The organism is [Empedobacter] haloabium, assembly GCA_008011715.2.
Taxonomy (GTDB): Bacteria; Pseudomonadota; Gammaproteobacteria; order Burkholderiales; family Burkholderiaceae_D; genus Rugamonas; species Rugamonas haloabia.
This window is the reverse complement of the sequence record CP136508.1, coordinates 820,902-845,397: the sequence shown is the minus strand read 5'-3', so window position 1 is coordinate 845,397 and position 24,496 is coordinate 820,902. Positions and strand designations below refer to the sequence as shown.

The 24,496-nt window shown below is 66.7% G+C and carries 23 protein-coding genes; 8 read left to right on the top strand and 15 right to left on the bottom strand.

From position 1 onward, the window contains the following. Window positions 1–66: 66 nt before the first annotated feature. The 4 genes from E7V67_003770 (at window position 67) to E7V67_003755 (ending at window position 5,356) form a co-directional block, all read left to right on the top strand. Window positions 67–1,110: a type IV pilus twitching motility protein PilT gene (locus E7V67_003770; protein WUR14229.1), complete on the top strand. Its 1,044-nt coding sequence runs from the start codon at window positions 67–69 to the stop codon at window positions 1,108–1,110. 9 nt (window positions 1,111–1,119) lie between these two features. After that, window positions 1,120–2,256 (top strand): PilT/PilU family type 4a pilus ATPase, encoded by a 1,137-nt coding sequence (locus E7V67_003765; GenBank protein ID WUR14228.1) that lies wholly within the window; start codon window positions 1,120–1,122, stop codon window positions 2,254–2,256. Between the two features lie 8 nt (window positions 2,257–2,264). Next, entirely contained in the window at window positions 2,265–2,750 is a 486-nt protein-coding gene (locus E7V67_003760; protein ID WUR14227.1) for a glutathione peroxidase, read from the top strand. Window positions 2,751–2,866: 116 nt separating this feature from the next. After that, window positions 2,867–5,356: an EAL domain-containing protein gene (locus E7V67_003755; GenBank protein ID WUR14226.1), complete on the top strand. Its 2,490-nt coding sequence runs from the start codon at window positions 2,867–2,869 to the stop codon at window positions 5,354–5,356. A gap of 195 nt (window positions 5,357–5,551) precedes the next feature. Here E7V67_003755 and glcF read toward each other — a convergent pair whose 3' ends face one another. The 3 genes from glcF to E7V67_003740 are packed head-to-tail and all read right to left on the bottom strand — an operon-like array spanning window position 5,552 to window position 9,325. Next, complete coding sequence (glcF, locus tag E7V67_003750) at window positions 5,552–6,772, bottom strand: glycolate oxidase subunit GlcF (GenBank protein ID WUR14225.1); 1,221 nt, start codon at window positions 6,770–6,772, stop codon at window positions 5,552–5,554. Between the two features lie 8 nt (window positions 6,773–6,780). Further along, a complete protein-coding gene (glcE, locus tag E7V67_003745) occupies window positions 6,781–7,830 on the bottom strand; it encodes a glycolate oxidase subunit GlcE (protein ID WUR14224.1) in 1,050 nt (349 codons plus the stop codon). A 1-nt stretch (window position 7,831) separates the two neighbouring features. After that, window positions 7,832–9,325 carry an FAD-linked oxidase C-terminal domain-containing protein gene (locus E7V67_003740; protein ID WUR14223.1) on the bottom strand — a complete coding sequence of 498 codons (1,494 nt, stop codon included), beginning with the start codon at window positions 9,323–9,325 and terminating at the stop codon, window positions 7,832–7,834. Window positions 9,326–9,425: 100 nt separating this feature from the next. Between E7V67_003740 and E7V67_003735 the strand changes: the two genes are divergently transcribed. Next, entirely contained in the window at window positions 9,426–9,980 is a 555-nt protein-coding gene (locus tag E7V67_003735) for a cob(I)yrinic acid a,c-diamide adenosyltransferase (protein WUR14222.1), read from the top strand. A gap of 97 nt (window positions 9,981–10,077) precedes the next feature. Here E7V67_003735 and E7V67_003730 read toward each other — a convergent pair whose 3' ends face one another. From E7V67_003730 to E7V67_003700, 7 genes are all read right to left on the bottom strand, one after another. Beyond that, a complete protein-coding gene (locus E7V67_003730) occupies window positions 10,078–10,773 on the bottom strand; it encodes a PEP-CTERM sorting domain-containing protein (GenBank protein WUR14221.1) in 696 nt (231 codons plus the stop codon). 145 nt (window positions 10,774–10,918) lie between these two features. Further along, window positions 10,919–11,692: a LytTR family DNA-binding domain-containing protein gene (locus tag E7V67_003725; protein ID WUR14220.1), complete on the bottom strand. Its 774-nt coding sequence runs from the start codon at window positions 11,690–11,692 to the stop codon at window positions 10,919–10,921. Then, on the bottom strand, window positions 11,689–12,720 hold the full coding sequence (locus tag E7V67_003720) for a histidine kinase (protein ID WUR14219.1): 1,032 nt from the start codon (window positions 12,718–12,720) through the stop codon (window positions 11,689–11,691). The genes E7V67_003725 and E7V67_003720 overlap by 4 nt, the downstream gene beginning before the upstream one ends. Continuing rightward, a complete protein-coding gene (locus E7V67_003715) occupies window positions 12,710–13,390 on the bottom strand; it encodes a DUF4386 domain-containing protein (protein ID WUR14218.1) in 681 nt (226 codons plus the stop codon). Before E7V67_003715 ends, E7V67_003720 begins: the two co-directional genes overlap by 11 nt. Window positions 13,391–13,708: 318 nt before the next feature. Beyond that, window positions 13,709–15,577 carry a 1-deoxy-D-xylulose-5-phosphate synthase gene (gene dxs / locus E7V67_003710; protein ID WUR14217.1) on the bottom strand — a complete coding sequence of 623 codons (1,869 nt, stop codon included), beginning with the start codon at window positions 15,575–15,577 and terminating at the stop codon, window positions 13,709–13,711. After that, the gene (locus tag E7V67_003705; GenBank protein WUR14216.1) at window positions 15,578–16,468 is read right to left on the bottom strand and encodes a polyprenyl synthetase family protein; all 891 of its coding nucleotides are present in this window, start codon (window positions 16,466–16,468) and stop codon (window positions 15,578–15,580) included. Further along, window positions 16,465–16,740 carry an exodeoxyribonuclease VII small subunit gene (locus E7V67_003700; protein ID WUR14215.1) on the bottom strand — a complete coding sequence of 92 codons (276 nt, stop codon included), beginning with the start codon at window positions 16,738–16,740 and terminating at the stop codon, window positions 16,465–16,467. Before E7V67_003700 ends, E7V67_003705 begins: the two co-directional genes overlap by 4 nt. Before the next feature lie 339 nt (window positions 16,741–17,079). On the opposite strand from E7V67_003700, the gene E7V67_003695 reads away from it, so the two are divergent. The 3 genes from E7V67_003695 (at window position 17,080) to E7V67_003685 (ending at window position 20,075) form a co-directional block, all read left to right on the top strand. Then, entirely contained in the window at window positions 17,080–18,210 is a 1,131-nt protein-coding gene (locus E7V67_003695; protein WUR14214.1) for an aromatic ring-hydroxylating dioxygenase subunit alpha, read from the top strand. Between the two features lie 71 nt (window positions 18,211–18,281). Then, a complete protein-coding gene (locus E7V67_003690) occupies window positions 18,282–19,205 on the top strand; it encodes a DMT family transporter (GenBank protein ID WUR14213.1) in 924 nt (307 codons plus the stop codon). A gap of 18 nt (window positions 19,206–19,223) precedes the next feature. Then, entirely contained in the window at window positions 19,224–20,075 is an 852-nt protein-coding gene (locus E7V67_003685) for a sulfurtransferase (protein WUR14212.1), read from the top strand. Window positions 20,076–20,108: 33 nt separating this feature from the next. Here E7V67_003685 and E7V67_003680 read toward each other — a convergent pair whose 3' ends face one another. The 5 genes from E7V67_003680 to E7V67_003660 form a co-directional block, all read right to left on the bottom strand. Next, on the bottom strand, window positions 20,109–20,915 hold the full coding sequence (locus E7V67_003680; GenBank protein WUR14211.1) for a hypothetical protein: 807 nt from the start codon (window positions 20,913–20,915) through the stop codon (window positions 20,109–20,111). A 73-nt stretch (window positions 20,916–20,988) separates the two neighbouring features. Beyond that, entirely contained in the window at window positions 20,989–22,506 is a 1,518-nt protein-coding gene (locus E7V67_003675) for a DUF2875 family protein (protein WUR14210.1), read from the bottom strand. Continuing rightward, complete coding sequence (locus tag E7V67_003670; GenBank protein WUR14209.1) at window positions 22,464–22,724, bottom strand: hypothetical protein; 261 nt, start codon at window positions 22,722–22,724, stop codon at window positions 22,464–22,466. Before E7V67_003670 ends, E7V67_003675 begins: the two co-directional genes overlap by 43 nt. 22 nt (window positions 22,725–22,746) lie before the next feature. Then, on the bottom strand, window positions 22,747–23,007 hold the full coding sequence (locus tag E7V67_003665; GenBank protein WUR14208.1) for a PAAR domain-containing protein: 261 nt from the start codon (window positions 23,005–23,007) through the stop codon (window positions 22,747–22,749). Next, window positions 23,004–24,386, bottom strand: coding sequence for a DUF2875 family protein (locus tag E7V67_003660; protein ID WUR16225.1), 1,383 nt, complete (start codon window positions 24,384–24,386; stop codon window positions 23,004–23,006). The genes E7V67_003665 and E7V67_003660 overlap by 4 nt, the downstream gene beginning before the upstream one ends. Window positions 24,387–24,496: the final 110 nt, after the last annotated feature.

Here is a 24,496-nt window from a genome sequence, read left to right as displayed (position 1 = left end):
CCGCCTGTTGCAGGTCCCGCAATTGTTTTGACTCGCTTAGTTGTCGTTCTATTCATTGGATTATAAATGGACATCTCCGAACTTCTCGCATTCTCCGTCAAGAACAAGGCCTCGGACCTGCACCTGTCCGCCGGCCTGCCGCCGATGATTCGCGTGCACGGCGATGTCCGCCGCATCAACCTGCCGCCGCTGGAGCACAAGGACGTGCACGGCATGATCTATGACATCATGAACGATGGCCAACGCAAGGCCTACGAGGAGATGCTGGAGATCGACTTCAGCTTCGCCATTCCCGGCCTGGCGCGCTTCCGCGTCAACGCCTACAACCAGGAGCGCGGCGCCTCCGCCGTGCTGCGCACGATCCCGTCGAAGATCCTCACGCTGGAAGAGCTGAACGCGCCGAAGATCTTTGCCGACTTCGCGCTCAAGCCGCGCGGCCTGGTGCTCGTCACCGGCCCCACCGGCTCCGGCAAGTCCACCACGCTGGCGGCGATGATCAACCACCTGAACGAGCAGGAATACGGCCACATCCTCACCATCGAGGACCCGATCGAGTTCGTGCACGAATCGAAGAAGTGCCTGATCAACCAGCGCGAAGTCGGTCCGCACACGCTTTCGTTCAGCAACGCGCTGCGCTCGGCGCTGCGGGAAGACCCGGACGCGATCCTGGTCGGCGAGCTGCGCGACCTGGAGACGATCCGCCTGGCGCTGTCCGCCGCCGAGACGGGCCACCTGGTGTTCGGCACCCTGCACACGTCGTCGGCCGCGAAAACCATCGACCGCATCGTCGACGTCTTCCCGGCCGAGGAAAAGGAGATGGTGCGCGCGATGCTGTCCGAATCGCTGCAGGCCGTGATCTCGCAGACGCTCCTGAAAACCAAGGATGGCGCCGGCCGCGTGGCGGCCCATGAGATCATGGTGGGCACGCCCGCCATCCGCAACCTGATCCGCGAAGCGAAGATCGCGCAGATGTACTCGGCGATCCAGACCGGCAGCAATGTCGGCATGCAGACGCTGGACCAGAACCTGACGGACCTGGTGCGCCGCAACGTGATCTCGGCCGCCGCCGCCCGTGCCGCCGCCAAGATCCCCGAGAACTTCCCCGGCTAAAGGACCGTCATGGAACGCGACCAGGCATCCAAATTCATGTTCGACCTCTTGCGCCTGATGGTCAGCAAGAAGGGATCGGACCTGTTCATCACGGCCGGGTTCCCGCCCGCGATGAAGATCGACGGCAAGCTGACGCCTGTCTCCGCCCAGCCGTTGACGGCCGCGCACACGGCCGACCTGGCGCGCTCGATCATGAACGACAAGCAGACCGCCTCGTTCGAACTGACCAAGGAAGCCAACTTCGCCATCAGCCCGGGTGACCTGGGGCGCTTCCGCGTCTCGGCCTTCGTGCAGATGAGCGCCGTCGGCATGGTGCTGCGCACGATCAACAGCGCGATCCCGAAGCTGGACGACCTGGGCCTGCCGGAAGTGCTGAAGGACGTGATCATGGCCAAGCGCGGCCTCGTCATCATGGTCGGCGCGACCGGCTCGGGCAAGTCGACCACGCTGGCGGCGATGGTCGGCTACCGCAATGCCAACAGCTACGGCCACATCATCACGATCGAGGACCCGGTGGAGTTCGTGCACCCGCACGGCAACTGCATCGTCACGCAGCGCGAGGTGGGCGTCGATACGGAAGACTGGGAAATCGCGCTGAAGAACACGCTGCGCCAGGCGCCGGACGTGATCCAGATCGGTGAGATTCGCGACCGCCAGACAATGGACCACGCCATCGCCTTCGCCGAGACGGGCCACCTGTGCCTGGCCACCCTGCACGCCAACAGCGCCAACCAGGCGCTGGACCGCATCATCAACTTCTTCCCCGAGGAGCGCCGCCAGCAGCTGCTGATGGACCTGTCGCTGAACCTGAAGGGCATGATCTCGCAGCGCCTGATTCCGCTGAAGGAAGCCAAGGGGCGCGCGGTGGCCATCGAGATCATGCTGAACTCCCCGTTGATCTCGGACCTGATCTTCAAGGGGCAGGTGCACGAGATCAAGGAGCTGATGAAGAAGTCGCGCGAGCTGGGCATGCAGACCTTCGACCAGTCGCTGTTCGACCTGTACGAGGCGGACAAGATCAGCTACGAGGACGCACTGCGCAACGCCGATTCCGTCAACGACCTGCGGCTGGCGATCAAGCTGGAAGGCAAGGCCGCCAAGACGCGCGACCTGTCCGCCGGTACCGAACATCTTGGCCTGATCTGAGGACTCCCATGGCATCCGTCTTCGACTTTTCCGCCGTCAGCCTGGCCGGCCAGCCGGTCGAGCTGGCGCAGTACCACGACAAGGTACTGCTGATCGTGAATACGGCCAGCGCCTGCGGCTTCACGCCGCAGTATGCCGGCCTGGAGAAACTGCACGAACGTTTTCATGCCCGCGGCTTCGCCGTGCTGGGCTTCCCGTGCAACCAGTTCGGCAAGCAGGAGCCGGGCACGGCGGAGGAAATCGGCGCGTTCTGCGAGTCGCGCTTCGCCGTCACGTTCCCGCTGTTCGCCAAGGTCGATGTGAACGGGCCGGACGCTCATCCGCTGTGGCGGTTCCTGAAGCACGCGTCGCCCGGCCTGTTCGGCACCGAAGCGATCAAATGGAATTTCACCAAGTTCCTGGTGCGGCGCGACGGTACCGTGGCGCACCGTTACGCACCGACGACCAAGCCGGAGGAGATCGCCGGTGACATCGAGGCGTTGCTGGGAGCCTGAGCCCGGCCCGGCATGTTGCGCCGCAACAGCAGATTAAAAATCATCCTGCTGGTTGCACACAGGAATTGCATTCTAGGTAATAATGGCGGGCGCATCTTCGCTCACTCGACCAAGCCATGCCCCTAGCCACCAGAATCGTCTCCCATTGGATGAACATGGGCGCCTACGCGCGCCTGTTCGTGCCGATCTCCGTGCTGATCCTGGCTGTCGTGGCGGTGCGCTACACCCTGCTGGTCGATTCCAAAGCGGCTCAGGCGCGCCACCAGCTGGTGCTGGAATCGCGGCAGGTGACGCAAGGCTTGACGGAGGCCGTCGCGCCGCTGGCGCCGACGGACGACCGCGCCGCCATCGGCGCGCTGCTGCAACGCGCCGCCGACGTCAACGCGGCCGTGGCGCGCATCCGCTGGCTCGATGACGCCGGCGCGCTGGTGGCCACACGGCCGCCGGAAAAGCCGGCCTATCCGGCCTGGTTCGCCCGCGTGACGGGCCTCGGTCCGCTGACCTACACGGTGCCGCTGGGCGCCTCGCACGCGCACCTGGAACTGTGGTTCAGCGCCACGCCGGCGCTGAACGTGATCTGGCGCGCGCTGGGTCGCCAGGCCCTCGTCACGTGCCTGAACGTGTTCCTCGTCTATTTCCTGCTGGGCCTCCTGATCTATGCAACGCGGCGCATGCTGCGCCGCGTCGGCCGTGCCACCCAGGCCTTCCGCGACGGCCAGTACCACGTGCGCCTGCCGGTGCGCGGGTTTCCGGAAGCGCAGGCCGTGGCCATCACGTTCAACGACATGGCGGCGCGCATCCAGGAGCTGATGCAGACGCTGCAATCGGAGAAGGAACGCAGCGAAGTCACCCTGGCCTCGATCGGCGACGCCGTCATCGTGACCGACCCGTGGGGCCGGGTCGAATCGATGAATGAAACGGCGCAGGCGCTGACCGGCTTCGCGCCGGCCGAGGCGCGCGGCCTGGAGCTGCACGACGTGTTCGCGCTGGCGAACAACTTCGGCCAGCACACCCTGATGAAGACCCTGGCTGCCGTGCAGGCGGGCGGACCGGTGGTCAAGGCGAAGGACCAGAACCTGCGTCACCGCGACGGCCGCCGCTTCAACGTCGAATACACGGCCGCGCCGATCCGCAAGGCCGGCGGCGGCCTGCATGGCACCGTGCTGGTGTTCCGCGACGTCAGCGAGACGCGCCAGCTGATCCAGCAGATGTCGTGGCGCAGCTATCACGACGTTCTGACCGGGCTGCCCAACCGCGCCGCCCTGGCCGGCCGCTTCGACCAGGAGATCGCGCGGGCGCGCGCGGGCGGCGCCGTGCTGGCCGTCTGCCTGTTCGACCTCGATCACTTCCGCCAGGTCAACGACAGCGGCGGCCATGCGCTGGGCGACGAGGTGCTGAAACAGGTCGCCAGCCGGCTGCATGAATTCGCCGGCAACGAGCACTACGTGGCACGCCTGGGCGGCGACGAATTCGTGCTGCTGCTGCGCGACCATGGCGACCGCGCCGGCGTCGAGCGCACGCTGGAGCGCCTGATGCTGGCGCTGACGCGGCCCTACCTGGCGGGCTCGCGCACGGTGCCGCTGACGGCCAGCGTCGGCGTGGCCGTGCACAAGGGTGCGGACGTCAGCGCCGACCACCTGCTGCGCCATGCCGACCAGGCGCTGTACCAGGCCAAGGTGCAGGGGCGGCGCAAGGTGCACTTCTTCGACGCCGACCTGGACGAGCAGGTGCGCACCCACCACAACCGCCGCACCGAGGTGCGCGAAGCGCTGCTGGCGGGCCAGCTGGTGCCGTTCTACCAGCCCAAGGTGGACATGCGCCACGGCCGCGTGGTCGGCATGGAAGCGCTGCTGCGCTGGCGCCATCCCACTCGCGGCCTGCTGGGTCCCGGCGAGTTCCTGCCGGCCGTGGAGCATACCGACCTGATCGCCGACATCGGCGAATGGGTGCTGCGCCAGGCCCTGGAGCAGCTGGCCGAATGGTGCGCGGCGGGCCGCATGTGGGGCGTCAGTGTCAACATCGCGGCGCGCCATTTCCAGCGCGCCGACTTCGTCCAGCAATTGCGCGCCATCCTGGAAGAGTACCCGGCCGTACCGCCACGGCTGCTGGAGCTGGAGATCCTGGAATCGTCGGCCCTGCACGACGTCAATCACGTGCGCTGCATCATGCAGGAATGCCAGGCGATGGGCATCCGCTTCGCGCTGGACGACTTCGGCACGGGTTATTCGTCGATGGCCTACCTGAAGCGCCTGCCGGCCGACGTGTTGAAGGTGGACCAGAGTTTTGTCCGCAACATGCTGGTGGACCGCGACGACCTGCACCTGGTCAGCGCGGTCGTGGGCCTGGCGCGCGCCTTCAACCGCAGCGTGATCGCCGAAGGCGTCGAGACGCCAGCGCACGGCGCGCTGCTGATCCGCCTCGGCTGCGACCTGGCGCAGGGCTACGGCATCGCCCGGCCGATGCCGGCCGAGGACGTGCTGGACTGGGCCGCCGGCTTCGTCAAGGCACCGGCGTGGGAGGATGCCAGCCTGCTGGGGCCTCTGACCGATTTGCGCGGCGACGTGCGCAGCTTCAATCTCGACGTCAACCTGTCCACGCCAGCGTAGCGCCGATCTTGGCCCGCGACTCGGGTTGGGGTCTGTCCCTTTGGGACTGACCCCGGTTTGTATCGGGTAAGCGGAGTTCACGCACACCCCTGACTGGTGCTCATCGGGCGCTGAAGAAAACCGGGGTCAGTCCCCATGCGGGGACAGACCCCAACCCTGATACGCAGGTGGTCGGGCAGCCTGACACCTGCGCGTTCAGCTTGCGATCAACCGATCGATCAGCTCGACCCAATGCTCCACCGGCACCTCGGTGCCGGACTGCAGGTGCCCGATGCAGCCGATATTGGCCGACACCGTGTGCGCCGTGCCGGTCTGCGCCAGCTGCTCCAGCTTGCGGTCGCGCAGCTGCAAGGCGAGTTCGGGATGCAGCAGCGAATACGTGCCGGCCGAACCGCAGCACAGGTGCGCCTCGCCGCACAGCTGCACCTCCACGCCCAGCGCCCGCAGCAGCCCCTCGACCTTGCCGCGAATCTGCTGGCCGTGCTGCAAGGTGCATGGCGGGTGATAGGCGACCGGCTCGGCGGATCGCCTGACCAGCGCCGCCAGCTCCACTTGGAACGCCGGCAGCACTTCCGACAGGTCGCGCGTCAGCGCCGAGATGCGCGCCGCCTTCGCCGCATAGGCCGGGTCGTGCGCCAGCAGGTGGCCGTACTCGCGCACCGTCGCGCCGCAGCCGGATGCGGTCATGACGATGGCCTCGACCTGGTCCACGTACGGCCACCACGCGTCGATGTTGCGGCGCATGTGCTCGCGCCCGCCCTCCTGGTCGTTCATATGGAAACGCAGCGCGCCGCAGCAGCCTTCGCGCGGCGCCTTGAACAGCTGCACCCCGACCGCATCGAGCACGCGCGCGGCCGCCGCGTTGATGTTGGGCGCGATGGCCGGCTGCACGCAGCCGTCCAGTACCAGCATGCGGCGCGCATGGGCGCGCGCCGGCCACGGCGTGGCGCGGCGCAGCGGCGGCAGCTTGTCCTGCAACGCCGGCGACAACAGCGGGCGCAACGCCTGTCCCAGCCGCAGCGCCGGCGTGAACAGGGCGCGGCGGGACAGCCCTTCCTTCATCACGTAGCGCTTGATCCGGTCCGGCAGCTTGCGCGGCACGCGCCGCTCCACGACATTGCGGCCGATATCGGCCAGCCGCCCATAACGGACGCCGGATGGACAGGTGGTTTCGCAGTTGCGGCACGTCAGGCAGCGGTCCAGGTGCAGCTGCGTGCCCGGGCCGGCCGGCGCGCCTTCCAGCACCTGCTTGATCAGGTAGATGCGGCCGCGCGGGCCATCCAGCTCGTCGCCCAGCAGCTGGTAAGTGGGACAGGTGGCAGTGCAGAAGCCACAGTGCACGCAGGCGCGCAGGATGCTTTCGGCCTCGTCGCCTTCCGGCGTGCCCTTGATGAAATCGGCAAGATTGGTTTGCATGGATTGTCTTAGTACAGCCGGCCGCGGTTGAAGATGCCGGCCGGATCGAACGCGGCCTGCAGCCGCGCATGGATGCGGGCGATCGCGGGTGCTGGCGGGTGGAACGCGCCGGCGCTCTTGTCGGCGGCCCGGTACAGCGTGGCATGGCCGCCCGCGGCGGCGACCGCGCGGCGGATCGCCCCGGCATCGGCACGAGCACCCTTCAGCCAGCGCAAGCCGCCGCCCCATTCGATCAGCTGTGCGCCACCGAGGATTTGCGCACTGGCCGCTGGCGGCAGCGCGAGACGCCACAGCTCGCCCGTATCGAAGAAGGGATGGGACTGGTCGCGCAACGCATGCCAGAACGGCGCGGCGTCCGCGACGACTGCGCCGCCCAGCCGTCGTACTGCCGCCTGCACGGCCGGCTCGGCGCCGGACAGCCGCACCGTCAGCACACCGGCATGCCAGCATGTGGCCGACAGCGGCAGCGGCTGGCCGCCCCATTCGTTCATGCGCGCCAGCGCCGCGATCTCGTCCAGCTCGAAGCGCAACGTGGTCTCGACCAGCGGCAGCGGCAGCACCTTCAGCGACACCTGCGTGATCAGTCCCAGCACGCCCAGCGAGCCGGCCAAAAGGCGCGATACGTCGTAGCCGGCCACGTTCTTCATCACCTGGCCGCCGAAGTTCAGCAGTTCGCCCCTGCCATTCATCAGCTGGGCGCCCAGCACGAAATCGCGCACGGCGCCGGCATTGGCGCGGCGCGGTCCGGACAAGCCGCTGGCGACCACGCCGCCGATGGTGGACGCGGCACCGAAGCGCGGCGGCTCGAACGCCAGCATCTGCCGGTGCTCGCACAGCAGCGCCTCGACTTGCGCGAGCGGCGTGCCGCAGCGCGCCGTGATGACGAGCTCTGTCGGCTCGTAGTCGACGACGCCGCTGTACGCACGCGTGTCCAGCACCTCGCCCTGCAGCGCGCCGCCATACCAGTCCTTGCTGGCGCCGCCGGCGATGCGCAGCGGGGTACCGGCCGCGCTGGCGGCGACGATGCGTTCGCGGAAGCGGTCGAGTTGGTCGCTCATGTCAGAAGCGTGGCAGGTGCGCGTGCGGCAGCACCCCGCCGCTGACATGCTGGCGGCCGAATTCGGCGCAGCGGTGCAGGGTCGGAATGGCCTTGTCGGGATTCAGTAGCGCGACAGGGTCGAAGGCGCCCTTCACGGCAAAGAAGGCTGCCAGTTCCGCCGGCTGGAACTGCACGCACATCGAATCGATCTTCTCGATGCCGACGCCATGCTCGCCCGTGATGGTGCCGCCGACGGCCACGCACAGCGCCAGGATCTCGGCGCCGAAGGCCTCGGCGCGCCGCAGCTCGTCCGGCTGGTTGGCGTCGAACAGGATCAGCGGATGCAGGTTGCCGTCGCCGGCATGGAACACGTTGGCGCAGCGCAGGCCATATTTCACTTCCATCTGCGCGATCCCCGTCAGCACCTGTGCCAGGTTCTTGCGCGGGATGGTGCCGTCCATGCAGTAGTAATCCGGCGAGATGCGGCCCGCCGCCGGGAACGCGTTCTTGCGGCCCGACCAGAAGCGCAGCCGCTCCGCCTCGCTGGTGGAGACGGCAATCGCCCCGGCGCCGGCCGCCTGCAGCACGGCCGTCATGCGCGCGATCTCGTCCTCCACCTCGTCGAACGTGCCGTCCGCCTCGCACAACAGGATCGCCGCCGCTTCCTGGTCGTAGCCGGCCTTGACGAAGGGCTCGACCATCCGCACCGAGGTCTGGTCCATCATCTCCAGCCCCGCCGGAATGATGCCGGCCGCGATCACGTGCGCCACCGCATTGCCGGCCGTGACCACGTCGCCGAACGACGCCATGATGACGCGCGCGCAGGCCGGCTTCGGCACCAGCTTGACGGTGACTTCGGTCACGATACCCAGCATGCCTTCCGAGCCGATGAAGACGGACAGCAGGTCCAGGCCCGGCGCATCCGGCGCCTCGCTGCCCAGCTCGATGACGTCGCCCTCGATCGTGGCGACCCGCACGCGCAGCACGTTGTGCACCGTCAGGCCGTATTTCAGGCAGTGCACGCCACCGGAATTCTCGGCGACGTTGCCGCCGATGGTGCAGGCGATCTGCGAGGACGGATCGGGCGCGTAGTACAAGCCGTACGGCGCGGCCGCTTCCGAGATCGCCAGGTTGCGCACGCCCGGCTGCACGACGGCCGTGCGCGAGGTGGCATCGAGCCGCACGATACGGTTCAGTTTTGCGGTGGACAGCACGACGCCGTCGGCGATCGGCATCGCGCCGCCGGACAGCCCGGTGCCGGCGCCGCGCGGCACGATCGGCACCGCCAGCTCGCGGCACACGGCCAGCACGGCCAGCACCTGCGCCTCGTCCTGCGGCAATGCCACCACCATCGGCACCTGGCGGTAGGCCGACAGGCCGTCGCATTCATACGGCTTGGTATCCTCCAGCGCCGCCAGCACGCAACCGGGCGGCAGGACCGCGCGCAGCGCGTGCGCGACGGCGTGCTGGCGCTCGGCGGAGTACGACGGGGCTGCGGCGGAGGCGGAGGTCATCGGCGGCGGGATCGTTGGCGTATGACGATTGTAGGCCAGAACGGCCCGATTTGTCGTATCCTCGCACCGTTCCAATCATGAGACTGAAAGAGGAGACGAGATGGGTAACCGACTGTCAAAGATCGCCACCCGCACGGGCGACAACGGCACCACGGGCCTGGGCGACGGCAGCCGCACCGGCAAGGACAGCGCGCGCGTGCACGCGATGGGCGACGTGGACGAATTGAATTCGCAGATCGGCGTGCTGCTGTGCGAACCGATGCCCGACGACCTGCACGCCGAGCTGGTGGCGATCCAGCACGACCTGTTCGACCTGGGCGGGGAGCTGTGCATCCCCGGCTACCAGCTGATCAAGGAAGAACACGTGGAGCGCCTCGATGCGCTGCTGGAGAAGTACAACGCCACCTTGCCGGCGCTGACGGAATTCATCCTGCCGGCCGGCTCGCGCGCTGCCTCGCTGGCGCACGTGTGCCGCACGGTATGCCGCCGCGCCGAACGCGCCATCGTCACGCTGGGCAACCAGGAGACCATCCACGACCACCCGCGCCAGTACGTCAACCGCCTGTCGGACCTGATGTTCGTGCTGGCCCGTGTGCTGAACCGCTTTGCCGGCGGCGGCGACGTGTTGTGGAACCACGAGCGCAAGCGCAAGTAAGCTTGAGAGGGCAGGCTCAGTGGCGGCCTTTCTTGCACCCAAAAGCAGAGGCTGGGGTCAGACCCGCCGGGTCTGACCCCGGTCTTCGGTCCTGGGTTTAGCGACGCCGGCGCTGCCAGCCCAGCAAGCCAAGGCCCGCCAGCAGCATCGCGTAGGTACCGGGTTCCGGCACCGCGCTGACCTCGTGCAGCGACGTGAAGCCGCCGTTGACGATCACCTGCGTATAGCCGGCACCGACGCCGGTATCGTAGTGCCACATGAACGTCTGCTGCCCGAAAGCGGCGATCGATGCCGGGATGACGGGTGCGGACAAGGCGCTACCGGAAATATCGGTCAGGTCGATCGCGATGCTTTCGCGCGGCCCCGGGCCGTAAGTGCCCTGGCTCAGGTGCAGCACGTCGTCGCCGGAGCCGACCGGCTGGTCGGTGATCGACAGGTTCGTGTACCGCGGGCCCAATGCGGCAAACTCATGGCCGCTGCGGTCGAAACCGATGGAAATGCGGTTGCGGTTGGTGAAGTCGGCGTAGTCGGCGATGACACCGTCGCCGAACGGTTCGCTGTACGCCAGGCCGGTATCCGTGTCGATGCTGAAGCGGCCATGCACCGTGTCGCCAAGCGTGATGGCGAAACCGGGCAAGGTGGTCACGTTCAGCCACTCGTTGCGGCCGGTTTCCAATTCGAATTCGTTGATGCGGGCGACGACCGCGGTATATTCGTACGTGCGGACCTCCGCCTGGGCCGACGCGGCCAGCGCGACAGCGCCGAGCACCGCGGCTTGCAAAACTGCCTTCATGGTTTTCCTTTCGATGGGTAAGCGATGGGCGAACAGGCGGCCCGCCGGCGCACGCGGCCTGTTGCTCGCCGCCGCGCATCGGGCCGGGCATGACAATAGCATTGCAAGTTACTCAACACTCTATCCAAATGTCACGCGGCCCAAATTACATCTGCCGGAACACGTGCAGGTAATTGCGGCTGACGGGCAACGTCTCGGCCCGCCGCCTCAGGTGGATCGTCGCCGTCTCGTTCTCGCCGCGCAGCACGTGGCGAATCGCGCGCAGGTTGACCACCACCGCGCGATGTACCTGTACGAACTGCGCGGGATCGAGCTGCGCCAGCAGTTCCTTCAACGGCGTGCGCACCAGCGCCTCGGCCGGCTGGCCATCGTCGCCGCGCCAGGCCACGGCCGTGTACTTGCTGTCGGAGCGCAGGTAATCGATCTCCTCGACCGGGATCAGCCGCAGTGCGGCGCCCACCTGCGCCGTCAGCCAGTTCAGCGCCGGCGCCGGCGCGCGCAACTGGCCGGCCAGGCGGGCCAGCAGCGTTTCGATGTCCGGGCTGGCGGGCTGGCGCCGTTCCCGCAGGCGCGCCACGGTATCGAGCAGCCGCTCGGGTTCGACCGGCTTGACGAGGTAGTCCAGCGCCCCTTGCGCGAATGCCTGCACCGCGTACTGGTCATGCGCGGTAATGAATACGATGTGGGCGCGCCGCGCGATGCGGGCCGCGGCTTCGACGCCGGACATGCCCGGCATGTGCACGTCCAGGAAACAGATGTCCGGCCGCAGCGCCTCGAACTGCGCCACCGCTTCGCGGCCGTTACGCACGCTCGCGACGATGTCCAACTCTGGCCAGGCCTGTCGCAGCTGGCCCGCCAGCGCGTCGCGCAGCAGGGGTTCGTCGTCCGCGATCAGGGCGGTCGGATGGGATACGCTCATGTGCTTTCTTCCATGGCGGGAAACTCGATCTCGGCGCGCACGCCGTGGGGCACGACGGGGTAGAGGCGCAACCGGGCGCCGGCACCGAACTGCAACGCCAACCGCTCGCGCAGCGTGGCCAGGCCGGTGCCGCCGCTGCCCTGCCCCATGCCGACGCCGGTATCGGTGACGCTTGCCACGCAATGCGCACCCGCGCGGCATACCGCGACATCGATGCGGCCGCCCTCCTCGGCCGGATCGATGCCGTGCCGCACGGCGTTTTCGACGAGTGTCAGCAACGTCATCGCCGGGCAGCGCAGCGTGTGCAGCGCCGCCTCGGCGCTGACGGAAAATCGCAGCCGGTCGGGCATCCGCATGTGCATCAGGTCGAGGTAGGCGCGTACCAGCGCCAGCTCGTGTCCCAGTGTGCCGGTCGGCTCATGCAGGCGCGGCACGGCCGCGCGCAGGTAGGCCGTCAGGCTGCGCAGCAAGGCCGGCGCCTGCGGCGCCTGCGCATCGACGAGGGCCTGGACGTTCGCCAACGTATTGAACAGGAAGTGCGGCGCCACCTGGGCCTGCAGCAGGTGCAGCCGCGCGTCCGAGGCCTGGCGCGCCAGCTCGCTGCGCTCCAGCTCGAACGCCAGCGCCTGGTGCCGCGCCAGCGCATCCTTCTGGCGTACCAGCGCCGCCAGCGCGATCCAGGGTGCCAGCAGGACGCCCAGGACGAGCAGCAGGCCGAAGCCCAGGCGCCGCTCGGGTTGCTGCCAGAACGGCTCGCTGGAAGTCGTCCAGAACAGGTAGATGGCAAGGGTCGTCAGCGGCATCGCCAGGGCGACGCCGGCAACCTGCAGCGCCCAGCGCGCCAGCCATGCCGGCAAGCGGCGTGGCCAGCGCTCCAGCAGCGAGAAGACCCCCACCCCGGCAACGGCCAGCACCCCGACGCGCTGCCACAGGGACCACGCGGAATCCCAGATCGTTGCCAGCGGCAGGCTGGCAACAAAAGCGCAGATCAGTGCCGCACGCAGGCGCATCAGCAGCCTACGCGGCATAGGCCCTCGGCAAGGCGCGTCCCGGCCGCAGGCCGCGCGCCAGCAGCCACCCACCGGTCGCGAGCTGACACAGCGCCGCCGGCGCGACCAGGGGAAAATGAAACGGCTGGCCCGCCAGGTGCAGCAGGACGGCGCTCATGTGCAGCGCCACCGCGGCCATGCCGCAGGCAGGCAGAGCGCGCGGCAGCAACCGCGCCTGGAACAGCGATGTGTACAGCGTCAAACTGGTGGCTCCCGACAGCAGCAAGGCAAGGTAGTGGACCGCGTAGCGCGCGCCGCCGGCCATGGTATAGACCGGCTCGAAGGCCGCCGGATCGGCCGCGGTGGCATGCGCCTGGCTCAAGGATACCATCGCCAGCAGCAGCCCCTGTTCGACCGCGGTGACGGCCAGGCAGGCGGCGGCCAGCGCGATCAGCGCCGGCGCCAGGCGCGTGCCGCGGTGACGCAACTGCGGCCACAACGCCAGCGCACCAGCCAGCGGCAACGATGCCGCCAGCAGCACCAGGAGCGTGCCGGCCCGTACGCGCCCCTCCTGCGCCGCTGCCCCGGCCAGGAAGCCGGCGCCGTCGAAGACCGGTGCCAGCAGCACGAAATACCCACCAATGGCGCTGGCCATGGCGCCCAGCATCGTCACACCCAGCCATTGTCCCGTCCTTCGTTCGTGATTCATCGCGCTCTCCTGTGTTGTGGTGAGCCGAGTATGCAGGCCGGTCGCGCCATGGCGGGAGGTCAGGCGACGAAGTACGGACCCGGTGTGACGAGGCACGGCAGGACGCGACGGGCCGCGGCCGGCGGCCGGGGAAGCGCTGCGGCGGCAGGTCAATGCGTGGATACGGGAAAGCGGAGATCCGCATTCGGGCGATGCGGGGTCATGCGGCGATGGCCGCGGTGATAGCGGCGAACCACCGGGGTCAGGCACCGATCTCAGGGCGGGAACGCCCCGAGATCGGTGCCTGACCCCAGGGGCCTTGCCCTGCCTCGTCTTACATCAGCCGTTATTCACGACCAGCCGCGGCTCGCCGCCAAGGAAGCGCGCCTTGATCGACGCGGCGATGCCGGCCGCATCCAGCCCCACGCTGGCCAGCAGCTTGGCCGGGTCGCCGTGGTCGATGAACTTGTCGGGCAGGCCCAGCATCTGGAGCGGCTTGACGATGCCCGCCTCGGCCAGCGCCTCGGCCACGGCGGCGCCGGCGCCGCCCATGATGCAGCCCTCTTCCACCGTGACGAGATAGTCATGGCTGGCGGCCAGCTGCTTCACCAGTTCCACGTCCAGCGGCTTGATGAAGCGCATGTTCGCCACGGTGGCATTCAGCGTTTCGGCGGCGGCCAGCGCCGGCGCCACCATCGAGCCGAATGCCAGGATCGCGACGCGCTCGCCGGTACGGCGGATTTCGCCCTTGCCCAGGTCGATCGTCGTCAGCTCCTTCTGGATCGCCGCGCCCACGCCGGCACCGCGCGGATAGCGCACGGCGGCCGGGCCGGGGTAGTGATAGGCGGTCGTCAGCATCTGGCGGCATTCGTTTTCGTCCGATGCGGCCATCACGACCATGTTCGGGATGCAGCGCAGGTAGGCCAGGTCGTAGTTGCCGGCGTGCGTGGCGCCATCCGCGCCTACCAGGCCGGCGCGGTCCAGCGCGAACGTCACGTCCAGGTTCTGCAGTGCCACGTCGTGGATCAGCTGGTCGTAGGCGCGCTGCAGGAACGTGGAGTAGATCGCCACGACGGGCTTCAGGCCTTCGCAGGCCAGGCCGGCGCCGAACGTGACGGAATGCTGCTCGGCGATGCCGACGTCGAAATAACGGTCCGGATATTCGGCATGGAAGCGCACCATGCCGGAACCTTCGCGCATGGCGGGCGTGATGCCGACCAGGCGCTGGTCGCTTGCCGCCATGTCGCACAGCCAGTTGCCGAAGACTTCCGTGTAGGTGATCTTCGATGGCGGCGCCGGCTTGATGCCCTCGGCCGGATTGAACTTGCCGGTGCCGTGATACAGGATCGGCTCGGCCTCGGCCAGCTTGTAGCCCTGGCCCTTCTTCGTGACCACGTGCAGGAACTGCGGGCCCTTCAGGTTGCGAATGTTCTGCAGCGTGGGGATCAGCGAGTCCAGGTCGTGGCCGTCGATCGGGCCGATGTAGTTGAAGCCGAACTCCTCGAACATCGTGGCGGGAACCACCATGCCCTTGGCATGTTCTTCCAGCTTCTTCGCCAGTTCCAGCATCGGCGCGGGCAGCACGGACTTGCCGACGTTCTTCGCGGCCGCATAGAACTGGCCGGACATCAGGCGTGCCAGGTAGCGATTCAGCGCGCCCACCGGCGGCGAGATCGACATGTCGTTGTCGTTCAGGATCACCAGCAGGTTCAGGTCTTCCTGCACGCCGGCGTTGTTCAGCGCTTCGAAGGCCATGCCGGCCGTCATGGAACCGTCGCCGATGACGGCGATCGCGTGGCGCTGCTCGCCCTTGAGCTTCGCGGCCTGCGCCATGCCCAGCGCGGCGGAGATCGACGTGGACGAGTGCGCGGTACCGAACGTGTCGTATTCGCTTTCGACGCGGCGCGGGAAGCCCGAGATGCCGTCCAGCTGGCGCAGCGTGTGGAACTGTTCGCGCCGGCCCGTCAGGATCTTGTGCGAGTAGGTCTGGTGGCCCACGTCCCAGACGATGCGGTCGGCCGGCGTGTTGAACACGTAGTGCAGCGCGACCGTCAGTTCGACGGTGCCGAGGTTGGACGACAGGTGGCCCCCGGTCTTCGACACGGAGTCGAGCAGGAAGCTGCGCAGTTCGTCCGCCAGCGGTTTCAGTTGGTGGCGCGGCAGCTTGCGCAGGTCGGCCGGGTTATCGATGTTTTCAAGCAGGTTCATTTATGCCTTCCGCTGCACGATCAGGTCCGCCAGTTCCCGCAGGCGCAGAGCGTTGTCTCCGAATGGGGCCAGCGCCGCATGGGCGTCCTGGCGCAGCCGCTCCGCCAGGGCGACGGATGGTTCCAGGCCCAGGATGGAGACGTAGGTGGGTTTATTGTCGGCCGCGTCCTTGCCCGCGGTCTTGCCCAGCGTGGCCGAGTCGGCGGTGGCGTCCAGCACGTCGTCGACGACCTGGAACGCCAGGCCGATGGCGCGGCTGTAGTCGTGCAGCGCGCGCAGCTCGGCTTCGTCCAGATCGCGGCCGGCCAGTGCGCCCAGCACGACGGATGCGCGCAGCAGCGCGCCGGTTTTGAGCTGGTGCATTCGCTCCAGTTGTTCGAGCGTCAGCGCCAGGCCGACGGAATCGAGGTCGATGGCCTGGCCGCCGCACATGCCGGCCGAACCGGCGGCCTGCGCCAGCAGGCGCAGCATCGCCACCTGGCGTGCCGGCGGAATGCTGTCCGCGTCGGCCAGCACGTTGAAGGCTTGTGCCTGCAGCGCATCGCCGACCAGCAGCGCGGTCGCTTCGTCGTAGGCCACGTGCACCGTGGGTTTGCCGCGGCGCAGTTCGTCGTCGTCCATGCACGGCATGTCGTCGTGCACCAGCGAATACGCGTGGATCATCTCGACGGCGGCGGCGGCGCGCGACAGGATGCGCGCATCGGCGCCGGTCAGGGCGCCGGCGGCATACACCAACAGCGGACGCACGCGCTTGCCGCCGCCCAGCAGCGCATAGCGCATGGCGGCGTGCAGCTTGGTCGGCACCACGTCCGCGGCGGGCAGGTAGGCCGACATGTCGGCCTCCATGCCGGCCTGGACGCTCTTCATCCAATCCTGGAATTGCGCGCTCATTGGCCTGCCTCGTCGTCGGCGAAGGGTTTCAGCATGTCGCCTTCGAGGACCTTGACCTGGGCCTCGACCTTGTCGAGTTGCCCGGCGCAGAACTTCACCAGTTCGGAGCCGCGGGCGTAGGCGGCGACGGAGGCTTCCAGCGGCAGCTGGCCCGATTCCATCTGCGTGACCAGCTGGGCCAGTTCGGCCATCGCTTCCTCGAAGCTTGCCGGGGTCGCCGGACTGCCGGCGTTGTCGGCGTTCGTGCTGTCGCCGTTCGTTTTCTTGACCATAGTGCGTGTTTGACCCGACTTGTAAATGTACTGAGCGCGTGCTGACGCCACAATCGCTCAGTGTAGCCCGTTATTTTAGAACAAATGCTCCTTTACGGTCCAAAAAGGCAACGCGTGCGCGGGGCAACGTTGCAATTCCGGCCAGGATGGGCGGAACACGCGCCCACCCCCATGGATACGGGGCACAATGGTCTTCCGGGCGAAGATTTATCGGCAGAGTTACCGTTACCGCGCTATAATCTCCGGTTCTGTCCGAAATACCGTTTTTATACTCTGAATTCAGGTCTTTGCGGATTCTGTCTCTTCTTGGTTGCAGTACTTTAATTAAGGGGGGTTGGGATGTCCGATCTGGGTACCCACGCCAGGCTCGCGCGTTCGAACGCGCAACTTCCGGTCCACGTCTACTTTGACGAAGCGCTTCTGCAGCGTGAAATGCAGCAATTGTTTCAGAACGGCCCACGCTACGTGGGCCACGAACTGATGGTGCCGAATGTCGGCGACTTTACGACTCTTGCCTCGGAAAACGAGGGTCGCATGCTGGTCCGTAATGCCCATGGAATCGAACTGCTGTCGAACGTCTGCCGTCATCGTCAGGCGCTGATGTTCAATGGCCGCGGCAATGCCAACACGATCGTCTGTCCGCTGCACCGCTGGACCTACGACCTGAAGGGCGACCTGATCGGCGCTCCGCACTTTCCCGAGACGCCCTGCCTGAACCTGCCGAAGGCGCCGCTGCAAAGCTGGAACGGCCTGCTGTTCGAGCAGAACGGCTACAACGTGATGGACAAGCTGAAGAACCTGTCCGTCACGAAGGACCTGGACTTCACGGGCTACATGCTCGATCACGTCGAGGTGCATCACTGCGACTACAACTGGAAGACCTTCATCGAGGTCTACCTGGAGGATTACCACGTCGAACCGTTCCATCCCGGCCTGGGCGCGTTCGTCACGTGCGACGACCTGCGCTGGGAATTCGGCGCGGACTACAGCGTGCAGACGGTGGGCGTCAACCGCGGCCTGAAGAAGTCCGGCTCGCCCGCGTATCAGCGCTGGCAGGAGCAGGTACTGAAGTTCCGTAACGGCGAAGCGCCGCCGTATGGCGCCATCTGGCTGACGCTCTACCCGAACATCATGGTCGAGTGGTATCCGCACGTGCTGGTCGTCTCGACCTTGTGGCCGGAAGGACCGAACCGCACCAAGAACGTCGTCGAGTTCTACTACCCCGAGGAGATCGTGCTGTTCGAGCGCGAGTTCGTCGAGGCCGAACGGGCCGCCTACATGGAAACCTGCGTCGAGGACGACGAGATCGCGCTGCGCATGGATGCGGGCCGCCGCATCCTGATGGAGCGCGGCCAGACCGACGCGGGGCCGTACCAGTCGCCGATGGAGGATGGGATGCAGCACTTCCACGAGTGGTACCGCAGCAAGATCGAACCGGGTAATCCGGGCCTCGCCAAGGTCACACCATAAAAAGCATCAACCAACTCGAGGGGACAGAATCGGCTACGATCTGTCCCCTCGGTCATTCTAGGAAGTCGTCAATGCAATCGCTCTGGATGTTGTTCGCCAGTTTCATGTTCGCCGCGATGGGCGTGTGCGTGAAGCTGGCATCGGAAACCTACACCACCTCCGAACTCGTGATGTACCGCGGGATCGTCGGCATGGTGGTGCTGTTCATCATGATCCGCATCCAGGGCGGCACCTTGAAGACCGCGTTCCCGCTGGCGCACCTGTGGCGCGGCTTCATCGGCGTGGTTTCGCTGTGGCTGTGGTTCTACTCGATCGCCAAGCTGCCGCTGGCCACGGCGATGACGCTCAATTACATGGCGCCGATCTGGATCGCGGTGTGGCTGTTCGCGCATGGCTGGTGGCATGCGAAGAACCACGTCGAGTGGCCGCTGATCGTGGCGGTCGGCATGAGTTTCGTCGGCGTCACCCTGCTGCTGCGCCCCGCGTTCGAGGCGAACCAGCTGTTCGACGCATTGATCGCACTGGGGTCGTCCGTGCTGTCCGCGATGGCTTATATGCAGGTACGCAAACTGGGCCTGGCCGGCGAGCCGGAGTACCGCGTGGTGTTCTACTTCGCCGCGACCAACCTGGTCGCCGGCATCGTCGGCCACGTAGCCGAGGCGGGTGGCGGCCCGGTCACCTGGCATCCGCTGAACACCGCGCACGGCGTGTTCCTGCTGCTGGGTATGGGACTGTGCGCCACGGCCGCGCAGATGGCGATGACGCGCGCCTACCGCGTCGGCAAGACGCTGGTCGTGGCCAACCTGCAGTACACGGGCATCGTCTTCTCCAGCATCTGGGGCGTGGCGATGTTCGGCGACGTGTTCAGCTGGCACAGCTGGCTGGGCATCGCCATCATTCTGCTCTCCGGCATGGCCGCGACGTTCTACAATACGAAGAGCACGGAACGCGGCAAGGCCATTGCCGATACCGACCCGATCGCCAGCGAAGTGTAAGTAGCCAAGGAGACCCGCATGTTCAAGACCCTGATCGATGCCGCCACCCTGGCGCAGCACGTGAACGACCCGGACTGGATCGTGATCGACTGCCGCCACGACCTGATGAATCCAGCCTTCGGCCGCGACGCCTACGCCGCCGGCCATATCCCCGGCGCGCTGTTCGCCAGCATCGACGACGACCTGTCCGGCGCCAAGCGCGGCGCCGACGGCGTGTTCCGCGGCCGCCATCCGCTGCCGGAGCGCACCACGCTGATTGCAACGCTGCGCCGCTTCGGGATTGGCGACACGACCCAGGTCGTGGCCTACGACGCACACGGCGGCATGTACGCGGCGCGCCTGTGGTGGCTGCTGCGCTGGCTCGGCCACGAAGCCGTGGCGGTGCTCGATGGCGGCCTGCCGGCGTGGCAGGCGCTGGGCCAGCCGCTCGCGACGGATACGCCCACGCGCCCTGCCGGCAACCTGAGTGACCGCCCTGCCCTGACGCGCACCGTGACCGTGGAGGACGTGCTGGCCAACCTGACCAGCAACACCAACGTCGTGATCGACGCGCGCGCCAACGACCGCTTCCGCGGCGAGAACGAAACCATGGACCCCGTCGGCGGCCATATCCCGGGTGCCAGGAACCGGTTTTTCAAGGACAACCTCCAGGCCGACGGCACCTTCAAGCCCGCCGAGCAGTTGTGGCAGGCGTTTACCCCGCTGTTCACCACGCCCACGTCCGCCATCATGCAGTGCGGTTCGGGCGTGACGGCTTGCCACAACCTGCTGGCCATGGAAGTGGCCGGCCTGCCCGGTGCGGCGCTGTATCCGGGCTCGTGGTCGGAGTGGTGCGCCGATCCGGCGCGGCCGGTGGCCAAGGGAGAGTAAAGACGCGCGGGGACGGCCAACTGTCCCCGCTGTTCAGTCGCCGCCGCCACCTCCGCAGCCGCCGCAACTGCTCCCGCATCCGCCACCCTCCCCACCACCGTCGTTGCCACCGCCATCGCAACCGGCGGAACCATCGCCGCCGCAACTGCCGCCCGCGCCCCCCCAGTCGCCGCCGCCCGTCGTGCCACCGCCCTGGCTGGCGTAACGCAAGCGCCAGCGGTCCAGGTCATAGCCGCCGATCAGCCCCGCCTCGAACAGGAACCATGGATCCGTACCAGGTGGCACCCGCGTCGCGCCTGCGGCCAGTCCGCGTTCGTTCAGCTCGGACAGCACCATCAGGCCGCGCCGCGCGCGGTAGCCGAAGCCGCCGGGCATACGCAGCTTGCGGTCGGTGGCGAACAGCCGGGGCACGTCCGGCCCGGGCAGGAACTGGCGGTCGAGGGTGCGCGCCATCACCAGGCAGCGGGCCAGCGGCAGGTCCATGCCGCCGCTCATGGCTGCCGCCTCCACGTGCGGGATGCGCTGCTCGTAGTGCCGCTCGCAGAACGCGTCCAGCCCGACCGGGTCGTGGCGCAGCCACGCGTGCCACACCGAGTCGGCCGCCTTCGACGGCAGCGCGCAGGGCATGCGGTGGCGCTTCATGCATTCGAAGAAGGTCAGCAGCGCGTCCGTGGCGCGGGCATAAAAAAAGGCATCCGTCGGGATGCCTGGGAATTCGGCGGGCGCGCTGCGCGCCCAATAGTCGTACAGTCCGGGGGGCACATCGCGCAGGGCCTTGCGGTTGCGCGACGCGATGTGCAGGATGCCGGCGCGGGTGCGCTGCAGGGTGTTCTTCAGCATGGTGCTCCTTTGTTGTTGTTCTTGTTGTGCGCATGCTGGCATGGGTTTATGACGGCTTCATGACATGCCGGGATCAGCGGAACGAATCCTGGATGCCTTTCGTCGACGGAAAATACGGGCGCTTGATGGCGGCATCGCGCCGGACCTGGTCGGCCGACGGCGGCGTGACCAGCAGCAGCGTGGCCCCGTCGTCGCGGCGCAGGTTCGCCACCAGCGAGGCCCCGCCGGACTCGCGCCCCGCCATCGACGCCAGCGCCACTGCCACGAACGGTCCGCCCGCGCCCGTATCGCCCAGGATGCCTGCCAGGTCGTAACCACGCTTCGGGTCGAGCAGGTCGAAGTCGTCGTCGATGGCATGCAGGCCCTGGACGAGCGGCACGAAGCGCGCGCCGCTGTTGCGATCGTCGCGCACGCTGCCGTAATCATAGAAGATGCGCGCGGGTGACTTGCCACCCAGCGGCGCCAGCACCGCGCGCAGGGCCCGCTCCATGCGCGCGGTGCGCTCGGCCGCTTTCACTGGCTTGCCGGCATCGTCCAGGTACGACACCACCTGCGGGCGATGCACGGTGCCCAGGTTCTCCAGGTGGTCGAACTGGTCGATCTGGAACTGGGTCCATGGCTGCGCGATATACGGCGTCGGCACGAACGGCTTTTCCGGCGGCTTCTTCCAGCCGGCGAATTCGGACCAGTTGCGCGAGTACTCGCCGCCGCGGTTCTTGACGACCATGGTGTCCTTGACCAGCGGTGCATAGGGGCGCAGCCAGTCGATGCGACCGCGGCGGACCAGGGTCAAAATCGTATAGTTATCGCTCAGGACACGGGGTTGCTTCGGATGGAATGCCTGTTCCGCTGCGAGCTTTTCGTAACGCGGCCGGTCAGTACGGATAAACGATAGAGCGCGATGCATCGCCCCATCTCTTGATGCGACACCGACTGCGGGCAGGTCGCCGTGCAGGTCGAACGTCGAGAAAACCGTTTGCCATAGCAGGTCTGGCTCGTCGTTCAAATAGGAATTTGTTACTTGCCCGCTTTGAGTCAACAGACCGGGAAATGCGCCACGCGCCGTGTAGGGCTCCGCAACCTTGGTGGCTACGAAGCTCGAAGCATTCGATTTGCGTGATCTCTCACGTGCAGCTGGTTCAGTCCGTCCCCAAGATGGTCCTACGACAGAAATTGGCAGAGGAAACCTGTCCATAAAGTCCCTCATCCCAATGTCGATAGCGTCCTCATTACGCTTGGACATCACCATCTGCCATTGCTCGAGACGCTTTGAATAATCGTTGACATCTTGCGAAATGACGTAGGCTCCATAACTTCCGCGAACCGCAATCCAGAGGTCTGCCTTCGGATAGGTAGGATGATTACGCCACGTTTCGACGCTAATGCCAACACCGACGAGCTCGAGCGAGTCCCCGGTCGCTCGAGAACCGCCAACCGTCACGGCATCGCCCCTGGGCGGTCCGTCAGGCACGGCGGCACCTGCAACGAGCGCGCACAGCAGCGACGCGCTACCAAGCAAGCCAAGACAGGCACGCACGACACCCGCGCTCAAGCAGGACGCAGCCACAACAGCATGCCCATCCCGGCGCATACGGCAACGGCAGCGCCGACGACGAGTTTCATCGCAAGGCTGGCGCGCTCCGGCTGAGGCGCTGCCGCTTGTGCCGTCGCTTGTGTCGTCGCAGGTGCCGTGGCGCTGGCAGGTGCTTCGAGGGCCGCGAGCCGCATCGGCGGCACATTTTCTGCTCCCGCTGGCACGCTCAGCGTGCCGCCCAGGTCGTCCTGCGGGTAGATTTCGGGCTGCGTCATGAGAGGTTCTTCCTGTGCCGGATCATGCGTCGACAGTCGCATTGACGTTGCATATGAGCTTGCTGCCGCAAGCTGTCATGTGGCCGTGCAGCGCCAGCGGGATGGATTCGTCCAGTGTGGCGCTATCGCCCTGGACGATGGGATTGACGCCATGCGCCGGGCAAGCCACCAGGTCGCCGACACGCGCCACCTGGCGCCCGTCGATGGTGAAGCTGCCACTGACCTTGATCACCTTGCCGCCATGGGTGGTCGCGTCGCCCAGGCAGCAGATCGGCCGGCTCACCGGAACTCGTCCTTCACGCCTTGCGTCGATGGGAAATACGGCCGCTTGATCGCCGCATCGCGCTTGACCTGTTCGGCCGAGGGTGGCGTGACCAGCAGCAGCGTGGCCCCGTCGTCGCGGCGCAGGTTCGCCACCAGCGTGGCCCCGCCGGACTCGCGCCCCGCCATCGACGCCAGCGCCACCGCCACGAACGGTCCACCCGCACCCGTATCGCCCAGGATGCGTGCCAGGTCGTAGCCGCGCTTCGGGTCGAGCAGGTCGAAGTCGTCGTCGATGGCATGCAGGCCCTGGACGAGCGGCACGAAGCGCGCGCCGCTGTTGCGATCGTCGCGCACGCTGCCGTAATCATAGAAGATGCGCGCCGGTGACTTGCCGCCCAGGGGCGCCAGCGCCGCGCGCAGGGCCCGCTCCATGCGCGCCGTGCGCTCGGCCGCTTTCACTGGCTTGCCGGCATCGTCCAGGTACGACACGACCTGCGGGCGATGCACGGTGCCCAGGTTCTCCAGGTGGTCGAACTGGTCGATCTGGAACTGGGTCCATGGCTGCGCGATATACGGCGTCGGCACGAACGGCTTTTCCGGTGGCTTTTTCCAGCCGGCGAATTCGGACCAGTTGCGCGAGTACTCGCCGCCCCGGTTCTTGACGACCATCGTGTCCTTGACCAGCGGTGCATAGGGGCGCAGCCAGTCGATGCGGCCGCGGCGGACCAGGGTCAGGAACGTCCAGTTGTCGCTCAGCACGCGTGGCTGTTTCGGGCGGTAGGCTTGTTCGGCGGCGAGTTTTTGGTAGCGCGGTGGATCACTTTCCTCGAAACTCAGTGCTCGGTGCATCGCGCCGTCCTTGGCGGCCACTCCGACAGCTGGGAGATCCGCGTGCTGGTCGAAAGTAGAAAATACGGTCTGCCATAGTGAGTCGGGCTCATCATGCAGATAAGAATTAACTACCTGACCGCTCTGCGTGAGTAGACCTGGAAAAGTCCCGCGCGCAGTGTATGGTTCGGATGCCTTGGTATCGACAAAGCTACCCGCGTTGGACTGCCGCGATGTCACACGACCGGCTTCATCCTTAGGCTCACCCCACGACGGCCCTACCACAGAAACTGGCAACGGATAGCGATCGACAAAATCTCTCATTGCGACATCGATGGCGTCCTCGTTACGCTTGGACATCATCATTTGCCACTGCTCGAGACTCTTCGGATAATCTTTCTTATCTTGTGAAATAACGTAAGCTCCATTACTTTCGCGAATCGTTTTCCAAAGGTTCGCCTTGGGATAAGCAGGGTGGTTACGCCATGTTTCGACGCTGATGCCGACACCTACAAGTTCTAGCGACTCGACGTGTGGGGAGCTCTTTGAAGTAGCAACATTCTGCGACATTAATGGGTCCATCTTTTTATCGGTGAGAGAAGCCTTGGCATAAGCTTGGCTCCAAAGTAAAGCAACTGTCAGCAGCCCCCCAACAGGGATATGACTGAGTATTAACGGTC